Below are 18,258 nucleotides of genomic sequence, written 5' to 3' on the forward strand. Positions count from 1 at the left end.
TGATCGCTCACATCTATGTGTGCGACGCAGCGTGCTTGCCATGAGTTGGAACAGAAATGACAGACAGGCCTGACGGATTGCCAGGTTCGACAAACGCCGCAGCACCAGCCAGTGCCAAGACGGCGACCGACGGACACGGCTCCATCCGTGAGTTCGGCGCAACTGACGATTTGCACAAGAAGGCGCCGGTCGGTCTTGCCGGATTGCTGGGCGTGCTTGGCGTTGTCTATGGCGATATCGGCACGAGCCCGCTCTACGCCTTTCAGGCCTCGGTCCAGATTGTCGGCTCCATCCGTCACCCGGCGGAGAGCTGGGAGATCATGGGCATCGAAAGCCTGATCTTCTGGGCGCTGATGCTGGTCGTGACCATCAAATACGTCATGCTCGTGATGCGGGCTGACCATGATGGCGAGGGCGGCATCATCGCCCTGATGTCACTGGCCCAGCGTGTCTGCAAATCGCCGAGGCTCCGCTGGATCTTCGGTATTGTCGGTATCGGCGGCGCCTGCCTGTTTTTCGGCGACGGCATCATCACCCCGGCGGTTTCGGTTCTGTCGGCCATCGAGGGTATCGAGGTTTCGGTGCCATCGGCCTCGCATATCATCATCCCGGTCGCGATCATCATCCTGATCGCGCTGTTCAGCGCGCAGGCGCTAGGGACGGGCAAGATCGGACGCGCCTTCGGGCCGATCATGATGGTGTGGTTTCTGACGCTCGCCGTGATGGGCATTCACTCCATCATGCAAACGCCCACGATACTTTTGGCGCTCTCACCCTATTACGCGGCGCAATTCGTGCTCTATCACGGCTGGCTCGCCTTCATTGCGCTGGGATCGGTCGTACTGGCGGTAACGGGTGCCGAAGCGCTCTACGCCGATATGGGGCATTTCGGTCGGGCGCCGATCCGATACGCGTGGCTGTTTTTCGTCCTGCCTTCGCTGACGCTGAATTACCTCGGCCAGGGTGCATTGCTGTTGCGCAATCCGGCCGCGCTGCAGAACCCATTCTATCATCTCGCCCCTGGCTGGGCGCAGATCCCGCTTCTGCTTCTGGCCACCATGGCCACGGTGATTGCAAGCCAGGCAGGCATTTCAGGCGGTTTCTCGCTATGCCGCCAGCTGATCCAGCTCGGTTATTTGCCGCGCATGCGCATCATGCACACCAATGCGGAGGAAGAAGCGCAGATCTATCTGCCCGTCTTCAACTGGGTGCTGGCTCTGGGCTCGATCCTGCTCGTGCTCTCCTTCCGTTCCTCCTCCGCGCTCGCAGCGGCCTATGGCATCGCCGTGACCGGCACGTTCATGTGCACGGCCGTTCTGGCGATGGTCGTGTTTCGCCGCGTGTTCAACTGGAGCGTGCCGCTGGCCGGTCTGGTCTTCGGCTTCTTCCTGATCAGCGACGGGACGTTCTTCGCCGCCAATGTGCTGAAGATTCCCGATGGCGGCTGGGTACCGCTGGCCATAGGCGTCACCGCGACCGTTCTCATGACGACATGGGCCCGTGGCCGCAGTCTCATACGCGCCCGTCAGGCCGCTGACTCGCTGCCTATGGCCTCGTTTCTGGCGCGGCTGCCGCAATCACGCACTGTACGCGTGCCCGGCATGGCCGTCTTCCTGACCGCCAACCCGGACACGGTGCCGACCTGCCTCTTGCACAACCTGAAGCACAACAAGGTTCTGCACGATCACGTGCTCTTCGTCACAGTGCAGAACCTCGATCAGCCCGAAGCAGAGCGCGGCCATCGCGCCATGGTGCAGGAACTGGCGCCGAACATCTTTCGGGTGATCGTGCGCTACGGCTTCATGGAGATGCCCAATCTGCCGAAAGCGCTCGAGGAGCTGAATGCGGCGGGTGTCGAGTTCGACGCCATCCAGGCCTCCTATTTCGTTTCTCGTGAGCTGGTGGTGCGCTCCACCCTGCCAAAGCTGTCGATCTGGCGCATGTGGCTTTTCCTGTTGATGGTGCGCAATGCAACACCAAGCACCGAGTTCTTCCGTATTCCGCCCGATCGCGTAGTCGAGCTGGGCGTGAGGATTGCGATCTGAGCGATCCGACGCCGCTCTCGCTCTATGTGCATTGGCCGTTCTGCCTGGCGAAATGCCCCTATTGCGACTTCAACTCGCATGTCCGCGACGAAATTCCGCATCAGCGTTTCACAACGGCGCTGAGGCAGGAACTTGCTTCGGATGCCGAACGCACAGGGCGACGCCCCCTGCGCTCGATCTTTTTCGGTGGCGGCACCCCCTCATTGATGCAGCCCGATACAGTGGCTGTTCTGATCGAGGATGCGCGTAAACTTTTCGACGCGTCCGACGATCTGGAGATCACGCTCGAAGCCAATCCGACTAGCGTGGAACGAGGCAAACTCGCCGCCTTTCGCGAGGCCGGGGTCAATCGCGTATCGCTTGGCATACAGAGCCTGGATGAGGCCGCGCTGCGCTTTCTCGGGCGCGAGCATTCAGCTTCCCAGGCCATTGCCGCGCTTGAAACGGCGCGCACCCTGTTTCCGCGCCTTTCCTTCGATCTGATTTATGCGCGCCCCGGCCAGACCCTCAGCGCATGGGAAGCGGAGCTGCATCGGGCGCTCGATCTCGCTTCCGATCATCTGTCGCTCTATCAGCTGACCATAGAGCAGGGCACAAAATTCGAGGGGCTGTACAGACAGGGGCGTTTCGTTCTGCCTGAAGACGATGACGCGGCCCTTCTCTACGAAAAGACCGCCGAGATAGCCGGGCTGCACGGATTACAGGATTACGAGATCTCGAACTATGCCCGCCCTGGCGCGGAGAGCCGTCATAACCTGACCTATTGGCGCTATCAGGATTATATCGGCATCGGCCCCGGCGCCCATGGGCGCCTGACGCTCGATGGGGCGCTCCATGCCACGCGCCGCCATCGAGCCCCCGAAATCTGGGCAGAGCGCGTCGAACAGCGTGGCAGCGGATCGACAGAAGAAACCCCGCTCTCTTCTGAAGAACGCGGACGCGAGGCCCTGCTGATGGGGCTACGCCTGCGCGAGGGCATTGCCCTAGACTGGTTCGAGGCGCGCACAGGCCGAGCTATGCGGGATTGCGTCGACCCCGGCATCCTCGACGCAGCGCTGGAGGAAGCCTATCTGACGCTCGACGACAACCGCCTGATTGCGACCGATGAGGGCCGCGTCAGGCTCGAAGCCCTGCTCGGGGCGCTCGTTCTCTAGACGTTTCCCTTCCCTGACCAGCCCCGAGTTTGTTTTTCCTCAAGGCATGGGCCCCGATGCGTAATCGCCTGCTTCCCTTGCGGCCCCGATCGGCTAGAAACGAGTCTTGGGGGAACCTCTCCCGCCTCTCGGAGTAAGAGCTTTCCATGCGTCGTTATCTTGCCAGCCTGGCTCTTGCAGCCCTCACGATCGGCACATCCCATGCCGCCCCTCCGACCGGCCCCGAACTCGTCATTGCCGATAATGACTATCTCGGTCCGGGTGGCTCCAATATCCAGTCCGTCATCCCGCTGCTGAACAACCCGAAGCTTCGGGTGCTCGGCCTCACCGTGGTCGCAGGCGACGATTGGGAAAATGCCGAGAGCGCGCGCATCCGCCGCTTTCTGGAAATTTCGGGCCACCGCGACGTTCCGGTCTTCGACGGGGCGACCCAGCCCCTGATCAACACCGTTGCCCTTACGCGCCTGCGCGAGCAGCAATTCGGCACCCTGCCGTGGAAAGGCGCCTGGGGCGGCCTCGGCTCGATGAGCAAGACCCCCGACACGCAGCCCCCTGTCGCCGCGACGCCCGATGGCGCCCCCACGCTCCAGCCGCAGGGCATCCCGGCCGCGCTGTTCATGATCCAGCAGGTTCATGCTCATCCTCATCAGGTGACGGTCATCGAGGCCGGGCCGATGACCAATCTCGCGCTTGCCATCCGCCTCGACCCAAGCTTTGCCGATACGGCCAAGCAGCTGGTTTTCATGGGCGGCTATCTCGATCTCTCGATGATGTCCGTCACAGGCAATGCCGATAACGGCTCGGATTTCAATCTGATCTTCGACCCTGAGGCCGCGCATATCACCCTTACAGCCCCCTGGCCGCGCATCACATCGGTCGCCAATGTCTCGAATGACGTCGTATTGTCAAAAGACGAGGTCGCGGCGATTGCCCGTGACCACAAGACGCCGGTCACCGACTATCTGGTGAAATACAACGTGCCTCTGGCCATGTGGGACGAAGTAACCAGCGCCATCGTTGCCGATCCGGCTCTCGTGACCAAGGCGCAGGATGCCTACATGGATGTCGAGACCGGCAAGGGAATCGGCTACGGCCATGCCTATGTGTGGCCCGATTCCCTTGCCCCAAAGGCCATGGGCGTGCGCAAGGTGCGGATCGTGCAATCCATCGATGTCGATCGTTTCAAGAAGGATTACGCAGGCTGGGCTCAGGGCTTCATGGGAAAGCACTAACCCTTGCTCAACATGATCAAACTGGTGGTCGGCTGCACTACGCTCGATGAACTCGCCGCCTGGATGCAGCGCGGCGCGCGTGTCGAGGGGCATGGCGTGATCCGCACCCGCACCATGCCCAAACAGGCCGATGAGATCAGCGGTCAGGGATCGCTCTATCGCGTCATGGGCGGGCTGGTGCTCTGTCGTCAGCCAATCGTCGGGTTTCGTCCGTTTACCCGCCCCGATGGGCAGCTTGGCACGCATATTCTGGTAACAGACGAGATCGTCCCTGTGCAGCCACGGGCCATGCGACCGTTTCAGGGATGGCGCTATCTCAAGCCCGAGGACGCACCGCCCGATCTCGGCGGCGGGGCTGCCGTTTCAGGTATCGAGGATCTGCCCCCTGCCCTGCGCCGCAGCCTCTCCGAACTCTGTCTGATCTGAACCGGGTTCGCGCCGCGCCAGCCGCAGAAGCAGCGCCTCGTCACGCAGCAAGGACATGATTTCCGGTAGTGCCTCGCCTTTGGCAAGGGACTCGTTCCAGCCCTCGAAACGTGCAGCCTCTACCCCGTTGGGATCACGAAGGCCGTTCTGCATATCGAAACGGTAGAGCGTCAGTTCGCCACTCAGTCGACGCAGCGCCTTCAATGTCTCCTGACGGATCAGAAAATCGCCATCACGCAACTGCACAGCCAGCCCGCCAAAAAGTGGCAGCCCACCGCGTGAAAACTCCGCCGCGATCGTCGCCATACCTGCCTCGCGCTGCGCCTTGTCGGTCTCGCCCGGCAGGCAATCGCCGCGCAGTACGAGGCTCGCATAGCGGAAATTTGCCTCGATGGCGCGCTTCACCAGCCCGTCACGATCGGCATCGCCACGCTGTGGCCAAAGCAGCAGCACGCACAGCAGGGCGATGACGCTGCCAATCAGATTATCCATCACCCGCGCCCAGATGATACCGCCCCCCGGCATCACGGCCTCGGCAATCACCACGACAAGCCCGGTCAGGAAAAAGACCAGCATGGTGTAGTTGACGGCCCTTGTGGCAATCGCTGCGAGCGACATGAAGACCGCAACAACCAGCAGGGCCGGTTTGCCCGGCAGAACCAGCGCGCAGAGCGCCGCCAGCAAACTGCCTCCGATGCTGCCGATCACACGCTCGACGCTGCGCACCAGAGTGACATTGCCAGCCGGCTGCATCACCAGCAGGGCTGCAATCAGCGCCCAGTACGAAAATCCTTCCCCGCCATAGAGACAGACGAGCTGGGTCAGGGTCAGAGCCAGAGAAAGGCGACAGGCGTGACGCCATATGGCGGGCGTCAACACCCTGAGCGCAGCACCTTGCGCCGACTCGGTTTCATGATGACGTCGCGAAAAGGCGGCGATCATGCGCTCGAAGGCTTCAGCGCAGGCGATGACTGGCATGGCGTGAACCACACCGCCGATACGCGCCTTGCGGTCAAGCGTCTGGGCGAGCTGGCCAAGAATTCTGAAATCCGGCTCGGGCCGCGATGCTTGGCGCATGCATTCGTGACAGGCCATACCCAGACGGGCGAGCAGATTGCGCAGCTCGGGCGAAAGCGGCGCTGCCTCTGCCTGGTGTTCGAGCGCCAGAAGGGCTGTGAACACACGCTCGGCAGCCGTCAAGGCAGCCTCCATTCGGCGTCTCAGCCGGAAATTGCCATGACGGGCATCGAGCATCGTCACCAGCCCACGGGCACGCTCTATGGCGTTGCGGGCAGCCTGACGATGAACCGTTTCACGCAGCCGACCGGCTGCCAGCTCACGCGCCATGAGATCAAGGATGTAATAGGTCGCGGCCAGACTGCGGCGTGCCGGAGCATAAGGCTGCTGCCGCCACAGAACGAGGCAGAACAGCGTCGCGAGAGCGCCCCCCGCGCAGAACAACCCCGCAATCTCGGCCGCCTTTACCGGGGAGGCCGGGAACCCCGTCGCCGCCACGGCTGCACAGCCTGCCAGCACCCAGAGCTGCATGACAGCAGGAGAAAAGACGCGGGACAGCCCGCAGCCGAGACCGATCAGGGCGACGAGCGGCAGGGTGGCAAGGGGACCGAATACGCTCAACGCGGAGACGGTAAAGACCATTGCTGTTCCGGCGAGCGTAAACCCGCCCAGCACCTGAAACCGCTCACGATCAGGGCCACCCGGATCGATCAGGCACGCCCAGAAGCAGGCGAAAGCGATCCAGGCCAGAACGGGCTGGTCGAAAAACAGCGACGGCATCAGAGCCAGCGCCGTGACAAGCGCGGCGCGCCCTCCCTCATACAGACTAAGCTGTTCGGGTGAGAGCGTGATGGCGTAACGCGCCAGATGATTGGTGGAAGAAGTGATCAGAGCAGCGAAAGGGCGAGGGGCAGAAAGACGGGAATGCCCCTTCATCATGCCGCAACGCTCCTTTGCAAAAAGGGGGCGCTCAGCGCCCCGTCATGATCTGCTCGACCAGTTGGCGAACTGTCGGCGTGAAGTCCCCAGCATAGAACGGATCGCTTCCGAAACGCCATGCATTGGTGCCACCGAACATCAGGTTATGATCGACGACCTGATCTGCCAAAGCCTGACCGGCACTGTCGTCGACGTGCGCGATGTCCTGCAAGCTTTTCTGGATGCAGAAAGAACGCGGGTCGGCCTTGGCGCCATTGGTGTAATTCGGCCCACGCTGACTCCAGTTGGAGAAGCGGCACTCTGACAGACAACCCATGCAGGCGACCTGCTCTGCCACGATCACGCGACTTTCTTCCGGGGTTACGAACACCAATGTAGAATCCGGCGTACGCATGGCTTCGGTATAACCCGCAGCCTCCCAGGCCAGAACATGCGCCCGGTCGGTTGCGGTCATGAAGACCTCGCGCTTGCGCGCGCCGATGCCATGAGCTGTATCGTGCTCACCCACAGGCTCACTGCTATAGGCTACCTGGCGCTCGGAACGGCCACGCAGATTCATTATGAAGCTGTTATTGACCGCAGAGGAGTAAAACCCGGTCGGCGAAAAGCGATTAAGATACACATCGCCCTCATGCAGCTGACGCAGGCGACGCTTCCAGGCCTCGGGGATCGGGCTCTCCTGAGTCAGGAGTGGACGTGTGCCGAACTGGAACACGATCGGTCCGATCTCGGGATTATTGAACCAGTGCGCCCATTCCTCGAGCCACCAGACGCCACCGGCCATGATGATCGGCACGGAGTCGAGTCCGAACTGGTTCATCGCCTTTCGCAGGGCAGCAACACGGGGATACGGGTCTTCCGGGTTGAGCGGGTTTTCGGTGTTCGACAACCCGTTATGCCCACCCGCACGCCACGGATCCTCGTAAACGACCGCGCCCAGAAGCTCAGCCGTCTTGTGATAGGCGCGCTTCCACAGCGCGTTGAACGCACGTGCGGAGGAGACGATCGGGTAATAATGGACGTTGTGACGTGCCGCGATCTCGGACAGACGATAGGGCATGCCAGCCCCGCAGGTGAGGCCGTCGATCAGACCGGGGGCCTGTTCGAGGATACCTTCGATCACCTGTTCAGCGCCGCCCATCTCCCACAGGAGATTGACGTTGATCATGCCCTCGCTACCAGCAATTTCGCGGGCAATCCTGACCTGTGTGATACCGCCCTCGATGGCGTAGCGAATCAGCTCTTCGTGCCGCTCGCGCCGCGTACGGCCTGAATAGGTCTGCGGAATGCGGTTGCCATCATTGTCATAACTATCGGCATTGACGGCAGAAACCGTGCCTACGCCACCGGCGGCGGCCCAATGCCCTGCAGAAATACCAGTCGAGACCGAAACACCCTTCCCCCCCTCAACAAGGGGAAGAACCTCCCGGCCAGCCATGCGGACGGTATCAATCGACATCATAATCTATGTTGTACTCCGAGAGGGGCGACAGCCTTGCCGCCCCCTCCTGAAACGGCAGGTCAGTCAGCGTCGCGCTGTCTGGCGGGGCGGGTCGGCTTTGCACCGACGCTTTCCGAAATATCGGCACCCGTCTGCTGGTCGACGACGCGCATCGACAGCTTAACCTTGCCGCGATCGTCGAAGCCGACGACCTTGACCTTCACGGTATCGCCCTGCTTGACGACATCGGTGGTCTTGGCCACGCGACCGTCGCTCAGCTCGGAGATATGCACCAGACCGTCACGTGGGCCAAGGAAGTTCACGAACGCGCCGAAATCGGCGGTCTTGACGACCTTGCCGTCGTAGATACGGCCAATTTCCGGCTCTGCCACGATGCCTTCGATGCGCGAGATGGCCTTCTGGGCCTGCTCGTCATTCGAAGCCGCGATGGTGATGACGCCTTCATCGTTGATATCGACCTTGGCACCCGAGAATTCGACGATCTCGCGAATGACCTTGCCACCCGAACCGATGACGTCGCGGATCTTTTCCTTAGCGATGGTCATTGTGGTGATCTTCGGCGCATTACGCGACACGCCTTCACGCCCTTCGTCGATGGCCTTGGCCATTTCACCGAGGATGTGTAGACGGCCGTCACGGGCCTGCTCAAGCGCCACCTTCATGATTTCAGGCGTGATCGAGGTGATCTTGATATCCATCTGGAGCGCGGTGATGCCCGCTTCCGTTCCGGCCACCTTGAAGTCCATGTCGCCGAGGTGATCTTCGTCACCAAGGATATCGGACAGCACGGCGTAACCGCGGTCTTCCTTGATCAGACCCATGGCAATGCCCGCGACAGGGCGCGGCAGCGGCACGCCGGCATCCATCAGCGCGAGAGACGAGCCGCAGACGGTGGCCATCGACGAGGAGCCGTTGCTCTCGGTGATTTCCGACACGATACGCACTGTATAGGGGAAGCGATCCTTGCCCGGCAGAAGCGGGTGAAGAGCGCGCCAGGCCAGCTTGCCATGACCGATTTCACGACGACCCGGGCTGCCCATGCGACCGCACTCACCGACCGAATAGGGAGGGAAGTTGTAGTGGAGCATGAAGTTCGAGCGGTATTCGCCTTCGAGCGCGTCGATGATCTGCTCGTCCTGCGTCGTGCCGAGCGTTGCAACAACCAGTGCCTGTGTCTCGCCACGGGTAAACAGCGCCGAACCATGAGCGCGCGGCAGAATGCCGACCTCGGACACGATCGGACGAACCGTCTTGGTGTCGCGACCGTCGATACGCTGGCCAGTCTTCAGAATGGCGCCACGAACGACCTGAGCCTCAAGCTCTTTGAGCATCGGCTTGGCCAGATCGATATCCAGCCCCTCTTCGAGAAGCCCCTCGATGATGCGGCCCTTGGCGATGGCGATCTTCTCATAGCGCGCCTGCTTTGCCTTTTCCTTATAGGCATCGGCCATGAGCTTGGTGCCGATCTTCTCGACGCGCCTGCGCAGGGCGATCTGCTCTTTGGTTGGGCCCTCGAGATTCCAGGGCTGCTTGGCAGCGTGCTCGGCAAGGTCAATGATCGCATCAATGACCGGCTGGAACGCAGCATGACCGGCGGTCACGGCATCGAGCATAACCTCTTCCGAAAGCTCGGAAGCCTCGGACTCGACCATCAGCACGCCTTCGGTTGTCCCGGCGACGACCAGATCGAGAGCGCTTTCCTTCATCTCGGCAACTGTCGGGTTGATGACTGTGCGACCATCGATAATGCCGACGCGTGCCACGCCGACCGGGCCGTAGAACGGAATGCCGGAAAGCGTCAGGGCAGCCGAGCAGCCGATGAGCGCGACCAGACCGGGATCGTTTTCCATGTCGTGGCTGAGAACGGTCGCGGTGACCTGCACTTCATTACGGAAATTCTCCGGGAAGAGCGGGCGGATCGGACGATCGATCAGACGCGAGATCAGGGTCTCGCTCTCGGAGGGACGGCCCTCACGCTTGAAGAACCCGCCCGGAATACGACCGGCAGCGTAGGCTTTTTCCTGATAATTGACCGTCAGCGGGAAGAAATCCTGACCCGGCTTGACGTTCTTGGCACCAACGGCGGTGCAGAGCACGACGGTGTCGCCATAGGTCACGACAACCGCACCATCGGCCTGACGCGCGATCTTGCCGGTTTCGAGCACGAGCGGGCGACCTGCCCAGTCGATTTCCTTACGGAAGTAATTGAACATCATTCTGTCCTGAGAAAATGGCCTGGCGTTCTGGATGGGAGAGCCTGGGGGAACGGGCCCTGACTGGCTGGCAGCGTTTCGGACGGCATGGCAAGAACGACCGGGATCGGACCGGCATGTCACCATGTGGCCTGAAACGCCGAAGGCCGGTTCTGTCCCCAGCTTCTACGTTCAGTGACGCAGCCTGTTGGCCCGCCGCCAGAAAAGCGGCGGGCAGTGGCGGAGGCAAAACGCTCCGCCCGAGCATATTAGCGGCGCAGGCCGAGACGCTCGATAAGGGTCTGGTAGCGGCTCTGGTCCTTGCGCTTGAGATAGTCAAGCAGACCACGGCGCTGACCGACGAGCATCAGAAGGCCACGACGGGAATGGAAGTCCTTCTTGTGCGTCTGGAGGTGGCCCGTCAGGTTGACGATGCGCTCGCTCAGCAGGGCAACCTGGACTTCCGGCGAACCGGTATCGGTCGGGGCGGTCTTGTATTCTTCGATAAGCGCCGTGCGGCGTTCAGCTGTAATCGACATCTCTGTCTCCGTATTTAAACGACTCGAATATCCGTATCGGCTTGAGACGGCCCTCCTGGACACGGCACAACCCGACAAGACACCCCCCCTCCTGGGCCTGCAGGACGTCGCCGTCCTGCATTGTCAGCATCAGATCGAGGCGGTCGCTCAGAGCGAGACTCTGACCGAAGCGCAAGGCCTGTGCTTCTGCGTTGGTCACGGCCAGAGCCGGGATGTCGGCCAGCGCGGTCGAGACCGGACGCAGAAACGCTGAAAGTGCATCGGCCTTGTCGTCATTTTGGACCAGCTTGTCCAGTGTTATCGCGTGCTTCTCCTCGAACGGACCGCATTTGGTCCGGCGCAGGACGGCGATATGTCCGACCGTGCCGCAAGCAAGGGCGATGTCGCGCGCAAGACTGCGCATATAGACACCCTTGCCCGACTGGACCTCGAAAATGGCATGATCGCGGTCGGGTCGGTCGACAAGAACGATCGAGTCAACTCTGGCCGGGCGCGGCGGCAGTTCCGGCGGCCTGCCCGCACGGGCGAGATCGTAGGAGCGCTCCCCATCGACCTTCAACGCTGAATAGACGGGCGGAACCTGCATGATATCGCCGGTCAGAGCCGGAAGGGCCGAACGCAGTTCCTCGTCTGAGGGGCGATACTCACTGGTAGCGACCACCTCTCCTTCGCGGTCATCCGTCGTGCGGGACTCACCGAGGAATAGCGTGAAGCGATAACGCTTGGTCGCATCCATGATATAGGGAATGGTTTTAGTGGCCTGCCCGAAGGCAACAGGCAGAATGCCCGTCGCCAGCGGGTCGAGCGTGCCGCCATGGCCGGCTTTCTTCGCATCGAACAGGCGGCGCGCCTTGTTCACCACATCGGTCGAGCCGATATGCAGGCTTTTATCGACGACCAGCCAGCCGTCGATATCCTGCCCTTTCTTGCGTCCCATGATGGGTCGCTCCGTTCAGTCTTTTGAGTCGAGGTCGCGCTTGACCTCGGGCGTGCGCATCAGCGCATCCATATCCATCGCATGTTCCAGCGCCGTATCGGGCTGGAAATGGATTTCCGGTACCATGCGTGAACGAAGTGTCTTGGACAGCCCCGTACGCAGGAAGGGCGCAATACGCTTCAACGCCGGGAGAATTTCCTCGATATCGCTTCGGCCCAGACGACACACGAACGCGGTGGCATGACGGAAATCGGGCGAGATACGCACCTCCGTCACGGTCACACGCACGTCTATCAGCTCAGGATCTCGAAATTCGGTACGGGCAAAAATCTCCGAGAGGACACGACGGACCTCTTCGGACATTCTCAGCTGACGCTGCGAAGGACCACCGGCAGCGTCGCCGGGGCCAGAAAACCCCGGAACCTTGGAACGCGATCCCCTCATGCAGGGATCACTTCCATTTCGAAGCACTCGACCATGTCGCCTTCACGCAGGTCGTTATAGCCAGCGAAGGAGAGGCCGCACTCATAATTGCGGGCCACTTCCTTCACATCGTCCTTGAAGCGCTTGAGCTGGCTCAGATCGCCCTCATGGATGACCACGTTATCGCGCAGCAGACGCACGCCACAGCCGCGCTTGACCACACCTTCGGTGACATAGCAACCAGCGACCTTGCCGACCTTCGTGATGTTGAAGACCTGGCGGATCTCGGCATAGCCAAGGAACTTCTCGCGATGCTTGGGCGCAACCTTGCCCTTGACCAGCTGCTCCACGTCATCGGTCACCTGATAGATGATCGAGTAGTAGCGGATATCGACATCTTCACGCTGTGCCATTTCACGTGCCTGCGTCGTCGCACGCACGTTGAAGGCCACGATGATGGCGTTGGATGCCTTGGCAAGCTGGATATCGCTTTCCGTAATCTGACCGACCGACGCGTTCAGCACGCGAATGCGCACTTCCTCATGCTCGAGCTTGAGCACGGAAGCCTCGATGGCCTCGGCCGAGCCCTGCACGTCAGCCTTGATGAGCAGAGCGACTTCCTTCTGCTCACCCGCCTGGATACGGGCCAGCATCTGGTCGAGTGTTCCACGAGCGGCAGCACGACCGGCCGCCATCTTGTCACGCTGGCGACGCTGACGGAACTCGCAGATCTCGCGAGCGCGGTTCTCGTTCTCGACCACCACGAACGGCTCGCCAGCACCCGGAACACCGGTGATGCCGAGTAGTTCGACCGGCATGGACGGACCGGCATCCTTGAGCTGACGGCCCTTGTCATCGAGCATGGCGCGCACGCGGCCCCACTCGGCGCCAGCCACCACGATATCGGAACGGTTGAGCGTACCCTTCTGGACCAGCACGGTCGCCACCGGGCCGCGACCGCGATCGAGACGGCTTTCGATGACCGAGCCTTCTGCAACACGGTTCGGATTGGCCTTGAGATCGAGCACTTCTGCCTGGAGCAGGATAGCTTCCTCCAGCTTGTCCAGACCCGTGCGCTTGAGTGCCGAAACCTCGACATCCTGCACATCGCCGCCGAGGGCTTCGACCACGATCTCGTGGCTGAGCAGCGCCTGACGGACACGGTCAGGGTTTGCACCCGGCTTGTCGATCTTGTTGATCGCCACGATGATCGGAGCATCGGCAGCCTTGGCGTGCTTGATGGCCTCGATCGTCTGCGGCATCACGCCGTCGTCAGCCGCGACAACCAGCACAACTACGTCGGTGACAGAGGCACCACGGGCACGCATGGACGTGAACGCTTCATGGCCTGGCGTATCGACGAAGGTGATCTTCGCACCGCTCGGCACCGTCACCTGATAGGCGCCGATATGCTGGGTGATGCCACCCGCCTCGCCAGCAGCCACATCGGTGGTGCGCAGCGCATCGAGCAGCGAGGTCTTGCCGTGATCGACATGGCCCATGACCGTGACGACCGGAGCGCGGGGCTGCAGTTCGTCTTCGCGGTCATCCACACCTTCGATGCCCAGCTCGACATCGCTCTCGGCAACGCGGCGGACACGATGGCCGAATTCACTGATGACCAGCTCTGCCGTATCGGCATCGATCAGCTGGGTTGCCGTCGCCATGACGCCCATCTTCATGAGCGCCTTGACGACCTCAGCCTGACGCAGCGCCATACGGTTGGCCAGTTCCGCCACCGAGATAGATTCCGGCAGAATCACGTCACGCACGACGCGCACCTGATCGGCACGCAGACGCTCGAGCTCGGCCTGGCGGCGCTCACGATCACGCTGACGACGAACCGAAGCGAGCGAGCGCGTCTTGTCGTCATCGCCTTCGATGGCAGCACGCACGTCGATACGACCCGACCGACGGGAATCTCCGCTTTTCTTCGGCGCAGCCGGCGCACCGCGACGCGGCGGCACTGCCGGAGCGCGGCGTGGGCTGGCACGACGGTCGTCTTCCGTCTCGCCGCCACGACGAAGATGCAGCGTCTCGTTGCGCGGTGCGGCCGCAGAGGCCGGGCTCGCAGCAGGCGCAGCTTTCGGTGTGACAGGACGCGGCGCCATGACGGCACGCTCGGCCAGCGGGCGCAGACGCTCCATCGGGGCAGCGAGCTGCACGCCACCAGAGCGACGGGCCGTCTCGGCGGCCTCAAGCGGGGCGCGTCGAGCGGCCTCTTCGCGTTCGCGTTCTGCCGCACGGGCCTTGCGCTGCTCTTCGAGCGCTTCCTGCTTGGCCTGATCCTCTGCCGCAGCAGCCATCTGGCGCTCATGCTCTTCAGCCTCGCGCACCAGTTCGGCCTCGCGTGCTGCTTCTTCGGCCTGAGCCTCTTCCTCGCGCTTGGCTTCTTCAGCCGCCGAGAGAATGCGGATCTTCTCTTCTTCTACGCGGGCCGCCTCGCGAGCCGCTTCCTTGCGCTGCTCTTCGAGCACGCGCTGGCGAATCGCGAGTTCCGCTGGCGTCAGGGCGCGACCGGCACCGGCGCGGCCACCACGACCACCCGCTGCCCCACGACCATCCTTGCGCTCATTCGTCTCGCGCTTCTTGCGCACTTCGACCTGGACCACTTTCGAGCGCCCATGGCTGAAGCTCTGGCGCACCGATCCCGCGTCTACCGTCCGCCCGAGTTCCATGCGCCCGCCCGGACGCAGGGACAGACGTCCCTTACCCTGGTCACCCTGAGCCTGGGCGCCCTGATCCTGGACATTCTGGCCTTCTGTCTGGCCGCCCTGAGCCTGAGTGCCCTGGTTCCGTTCGTTGCCTTCGCTCATATACCTGCCTGTTCCCGTCCGAGCCGCTCTGTGGGCGGCTCAGGAACCAACCCATCGGTCAGCCCCAAAAATCGTTCATGCTCAGCCATCAGACGCTGCGCGAGCGCCCCTGGCGCTATCACAACATAGACCGCATGTTCCCGCCCGAATGCCGTCGCGAGCATCTGGGCCGGTAACGTCAGTACCGGAAGCTTGTTATTTCCCGATATCAGACGCCGCAACTCATCCGGGCTTCCACCCGATCCCTGGATCACCAGACCGACTTTTCCGGTGGCAATCCATTCGCGACACTTAACAAAACCACAGAGAGCCTGTCCGGCCCGGCGCGCGAGGCCTAGCCCCTGCACCAGCCGCGCTTCTATTCCTGAAACCAGTACCTGCGCAATATCCTCAGGCACCTTTACCGGCTGACGCGCTGCTCTTGCGAACAGATGGCGCGTCCGCGCGGTATCTAGCACATCCCGGACAGCACTCAACCAGATTCCCCGCCCTGGCAGCTTTGCTGCCAGATCGGGAATGACGGTGCCATCAGGTGAGATGACAAAACGCAGCATGACATCGGGGTTTCCACTCTTGCGAGTGACGATGCAGCGCCGCTGCGGGCCTTTTTCGTCATCAAGCTCGATCGGATCGAGATCGATTGACGACATTACGCCCGCCACCTCTGTTTCGTGAAACTCAGACGTCGGAAGCCTCCCCTGCCTCGGGGGACTCGCCAACCTGCTCACCATCGAACCAGTGAGCACGGGCTGCCATGATGATCTCATTGGCAGCGTCTTCGTCTATATTGTCATCACCGAGCATTTCGACAAGCTCGTCACCGGCGAGATCGGCAAGATCATCCAGGGTTTTCACACCCTTTTCGCCCAGCGTCACCAGCATGGCGTTGGTGAAGACGCCCAGTTCGGCAATCGAGTCCTCGACTCCGAGCCCGCGACGCTTGTCGTCCAGCTCTTGCTCTTTCTGCACGAGGAATTCCTCGGCGCGGCGCATCAGCTCTTCTGCAACACTTTCGTCGAAACCTTCGATCGCGTGTAGTTCATCGGGGTCGGCATAAGCCAGTTCCTCAATGGTATGGAAACCTTCGGTCACCAGAAGCCCTGCGATCACGTCATCGACATCGAGCGCGTCGACGAAGAGCTGTGTACGCTTGCGGAATTCTTCCTGGCGACGCTCCGATTCTTCGGCTTCGGTCAGGATATCGATATCCCAGCGCGTAAGCTGGCTCGCCAGACGTACATTCTGCCCGCGGCGACCGATTGCCAGCGAAAGCTGCTCGTTCGGCACCACCACTTCGACGCGACCGGCTTCCTCATCCATGACCACCTTGGTCACTTCGGCGGGGGCCAGAGCATTCACGACGAAGGTCGCGGCTTGCGGGCTCCAGGGAATGATGTCGATTTTCTCACCCTGAAGCTCGGCAACCACCGCCTGCACGCGCGAGCCGCGCATACCGACGCAGGCGCCAACCGGGTCGATCGAGGCATCCTTGGACACGACTGCCATCTTGGCACGCGAACCAGGGTCACGAGCAACCGCCTTGATCTCGATGATGCCGTCATAGATTTCCGGCACTTCCTGCGCAAAGAGCTTGGCGAGGAAAGCCGGATGCGTACGGCTCAGAAAGATCTGCGGCCCGCGCGTCTCGTCGCGCACATCATAGATATAGGCGCGCACACGATCGGAATTGCGGAACGACTCGCGGGGGATCAGCTCATCGCGACGCAGCAGCGCCTCGGTATGGCCGATCTCGACCATGAGGTTGCCGTATTCGGTGCGCTTGACCGTACCGTTGACGATCTCGCCCACACGATCCTTGAACTCGTTATACTGCTTCTTGCGCTCATATTCGCGCACGCGCTGCACGATGACCTGCTTGGCCGTCTGAGCGGCGATACGCCCGAAATCGATCGGCGGCAGCGGATCGACCAGATGCTCGCCGATCTTGATCTCGGGCTGGAATTTCAGCGCGATCGCGTGAGGGATCTGCGTATCTTCGTTCTCGACGGTCTCGACCACTTCGGTCCAGCGGGACAGACGCACCTCGCCGGAGCGGCGATCGATCGTCGCACGAATATCCTTTTCGTGGCCGTATTTGGCGCGCCCGGCCTTCTGGATGGCCTGCTCCATCGCCTCCAGCACTTCTTCACGATCGATGTTCTTTTCACGCGAAACGGCGTCTGCCACCAAAAGCAGCTCAGGACGGGTAACGGAGGTGTCCATCAGACGAAATCCTCAAATACGGAGCGCGAAACCGCGCAGAACGGCAAAAACGGGATAAGCGGAAAACTCAGTGTGTCTTGCGTCCGGGCTTGGAGCCCTTGCCCGGCTTGGCAGGGTTGAGCCTCGGCGTCTTGCGGCGCGTCGCCTCTTCTTCTGCTGCTTCGTCCTCCGATGCAATGCCAAGCATGGCCGCACTGGCCTCGATCAGCGCATCGGTCAGGACAAGACGCGCCTTGCGAATGGTCTCGATCGGCAGAACGGCCTCTTCTCCGTCATCAAGACGAATGACAGCGGCATTCTCACGCGTTCCGGTGATGATACCGGAGAAGCGCTTGCGGCCGTTGAGCGGGAGATCGAGTTCGGCCTTGACCAGATGCCCGGCAAAACGGTCCCAATCCTTGAGGCGCGTCAGAGGACGATCGATTCCGGCCGAAGACACTTCGAGCGTCCAAGCACCGGGGATCGGGTCGTCCACATCGAGCACAGCGCCGACGGCGTGGCTGATCTGCTCGCAATCCTCGATACCGATCAGTGAACCATCGGCGCGATCCGCCATGATCTGGATGGTCGGGGTCTCGCGCCCCAGGACGCTCAGACGCACGATTTCGTAGCCGAGATCGGTCAGAGTCGGCTCGATCTGCTGCGCGATGCGCGCTTCAAGACCGTTCAGGCTGGGAATTTCATTGGCCAAGACAAAAAAGGCGGCCCGTCAAGGCCACCCCCCGATAAGACGAAAGATGAAAGGAATTGCGCTTCTTTAGGCCAATCTAGAGCTCAATGCAAGACTCGTCCCATGAAGGCGCCAGATCGTCGCGCCACGTGATTGAGGCCACATCGCCGGAGACGCAGCCGC

Annotated in this window: 13 protein-coding genes and 2 pseudogenes; 4 read left to right on the forward strand and 11 right to left on the reverse strand. The window is 61.7% G+C overall.

Features of this window, described 5'->3' with window-relative positions:
- Nucleotides 1–56 precede the first annotated feature (56 nt).
- The 4 genes from ABHV46_RS04605 (at nt 57) to ABHV46_RS04620 (ending at nt 4,857) form a co-directional block, all read left to right on the forward strand.
- Complete coding sequence (locus ABHV46_RS04605) at nt 57–2,045, forward strand: potassium transporter Kup (protein WP_438383077.1); 1,989 nt, start codon at nt 57–59, stop codon at nt 2,043–2,045.
- Nucleotides 2,042–3,199: a radical SAM family heme chaperone HemW gene (gene hemW / locus ABHV46_RS04610; RefSeq protein ID WP_438384251.1), complete on the forward strand. Its 1,158-nt coding sequence runs from the start codon at nt 2,042–2,044 to the stop codon at nt 3,197–3,199. Before ABHV46_RS04605 ends, hemW begins: the two co-directional genes overlap by 4 nt.
- Before the next feature lie 146 nt (nt 3,200–3,345).
- Nucleotides 3,346–4,431: a nucleoside hydrolase gene (locus ABHV46_RS04615; protein ID WP_438383080.1), complete on the forward strand. Its 1,086-nt coding sequence runs from the start codon at nt 3,346–3,348 to the stop codon at nt 4,429–4,431.
- 3 nt (nt 4,432–4,434) lie between these two features.
- On the forward strand, nt 4,435–4,857 hold the full coding sequence (locus ABHV46_RS04620; protein ID WP_438383085.1) for a DUF1489 family protein: 423 nt from the start codon (nt 4,435–4,437) through the stop codon (nt 4,855–4,857).
- On the opposite strand, the gene ABHV46_RS04625 is transcribed toward ABHV46_RS04620, so the two are convergent.
- The 11 genes and pseudogenes from ABHV46_RS04625 to rimP all read right to left on the reverse strand — a co-directional run bounded on the left by ABHV46_RS04625 (nt 4,795) and on the right by rimP (nt 18,096).
- Nucleotides 4,795–6,813, reverse strand: a complete 2,019-nt coding sequence (locus ABHV46_RS04625; protein WP_438383089.1) for an FUSC family protein — start codon at nt 6,811–6,813, stop codon at nt 4,795–4,797. The two genes, ABHV46_RS04620 and ABHV46_RS04625, sit on opposite strands and share 63 nt — an antisense overlap.
- Nucleotides 6,814–6,844: 31 nt before the next feature.
- Entirely contained in the window at nt 6,845–8,275 is a 1,431-nt protein-coding gene (locus ABHV46_RS04630; protein ID WP_438383093.1) for an NAD(P)H-dependent flavin oxidoreductase, read from the reverse strand.
- A 59-nt stretch (nt 8,276–8,334) separates the two neighbouring features.
- Complete coding sequence (gene pnp, locus ABHV46_RS04635; RefSeq protein ID WP_438384252.1) at nt 8,335–10,488, reverse strand: polyribonucleotide nucleotidyltransferase; 2,154 nt, start codon at nt 10,486–10,488, stop codon at nt 8,335–8,337.
- 248 nt (nt 10,489–10,736) lie between these two features.
- The gene (rpsO, locus tag ABHV46_RS04640) at nt 10,737–11,006 is read right to left on the reverse strand and encodes a 30S ribosomal protein S15 (protein ID WP_438383095.1); all 270 of its coding nucleotides are present in this window, start codon (nt 11,004–11,006) and stop codon (nt 10,737–10,739) included.
- Entirely contained in the window at nt 10,990–11,943 is a 954-nt protein-coding gene (gene truB, locus ABHV46_RS04645) for a tRNA pseudouridine(55) synthase TruB (RefSeq protein WP_438383097.1), read from the reverse strand. Before truB ends, rpsO begins: the two co-directional genes overlap by 17 nt.
- Nucleotides 11,944–11,958: 15 nt before the next feature.
- Nucleotides 11,959–12,387, reverse strand: a complete 429-nt coding sequence (gene rbfA / locus ABHV46_RS04650) for a 30S ribosome-binding factor RbfA (protein ID WP_438383099.1) — start codon at nt 12,385–12,387, stop codon at nt 11,959–11,961.
- Nucleotides 12,384–14,537: pseudogene (gene infB / locus ABHV46_RS04655) on the reverse strand (translation initiation factor IF-2); the annotation flags it as partial. The gene rbfA and the pseudogene infB, both read right to left, overlap by 4 nt.
- Nucleotides 14,538–14,698: 161 nt before the next feature.
- A pseudogene (locus ABHV46_RS04660) lies at nt 14,699–15,182 on the reverse strand (translation initiation factor IF-2 associated domain-containing protein); the annotation flags it as partial.
- Nucleotides 15,179–15,832 (reverse strand): RNA-binding protein, encoded by a 654-nt coding sequence (locus ABHV46_RS04665; RefSeq protein WP_336944822.1) that lies wholly within the window; start codon nt 15,830–15,832, stop codon nt 15,179–15,181. The gene ABHV46_RS04665 and the pseudogene ABHV46_RS04660, both read right to left, overlap by 4 nt.
- A 28-nt stretch (nt 15,833–15,860) precedes the next feature.
- The gene (nusA, locus tag ABHV46_RS04670; RefSeq protein ID WP_438383103.1) at nt 15,861–17,405 is read right to left on the reverse strand and encodes a transcription termination factor NusA; all 1,545 of its coding nucleotides are present in this window, start codon (nt 17,403–17,405) and stop codon (nt 15,861–15,863) included.
- A 67-nt stretch (nt 17,406–17,472) separates the two neighbouring features.
- Nucleotides 17,473–18,096, reverse strand: a complete 624-nt coding sequence (gene rimP / locus ABHV46_RS04675) for a ribosome maturation factor RimP (RefSeq protein ID WP_438383107.1) — start codon at nt 18,094–18,096, stop codon at nt 17,473–17,475.
- Nucleotides 18,097–18,258 lie beyond the last annotated feature (162 nt).

Source organism: Asaia sp. BMEF1 (assembly GCF_051628905.1).
Lineage (GTDB): Bacteria > Pseudomonadota > Alphaproteobacteria > Acetobacterales > Acetobacteraceae > Asaia.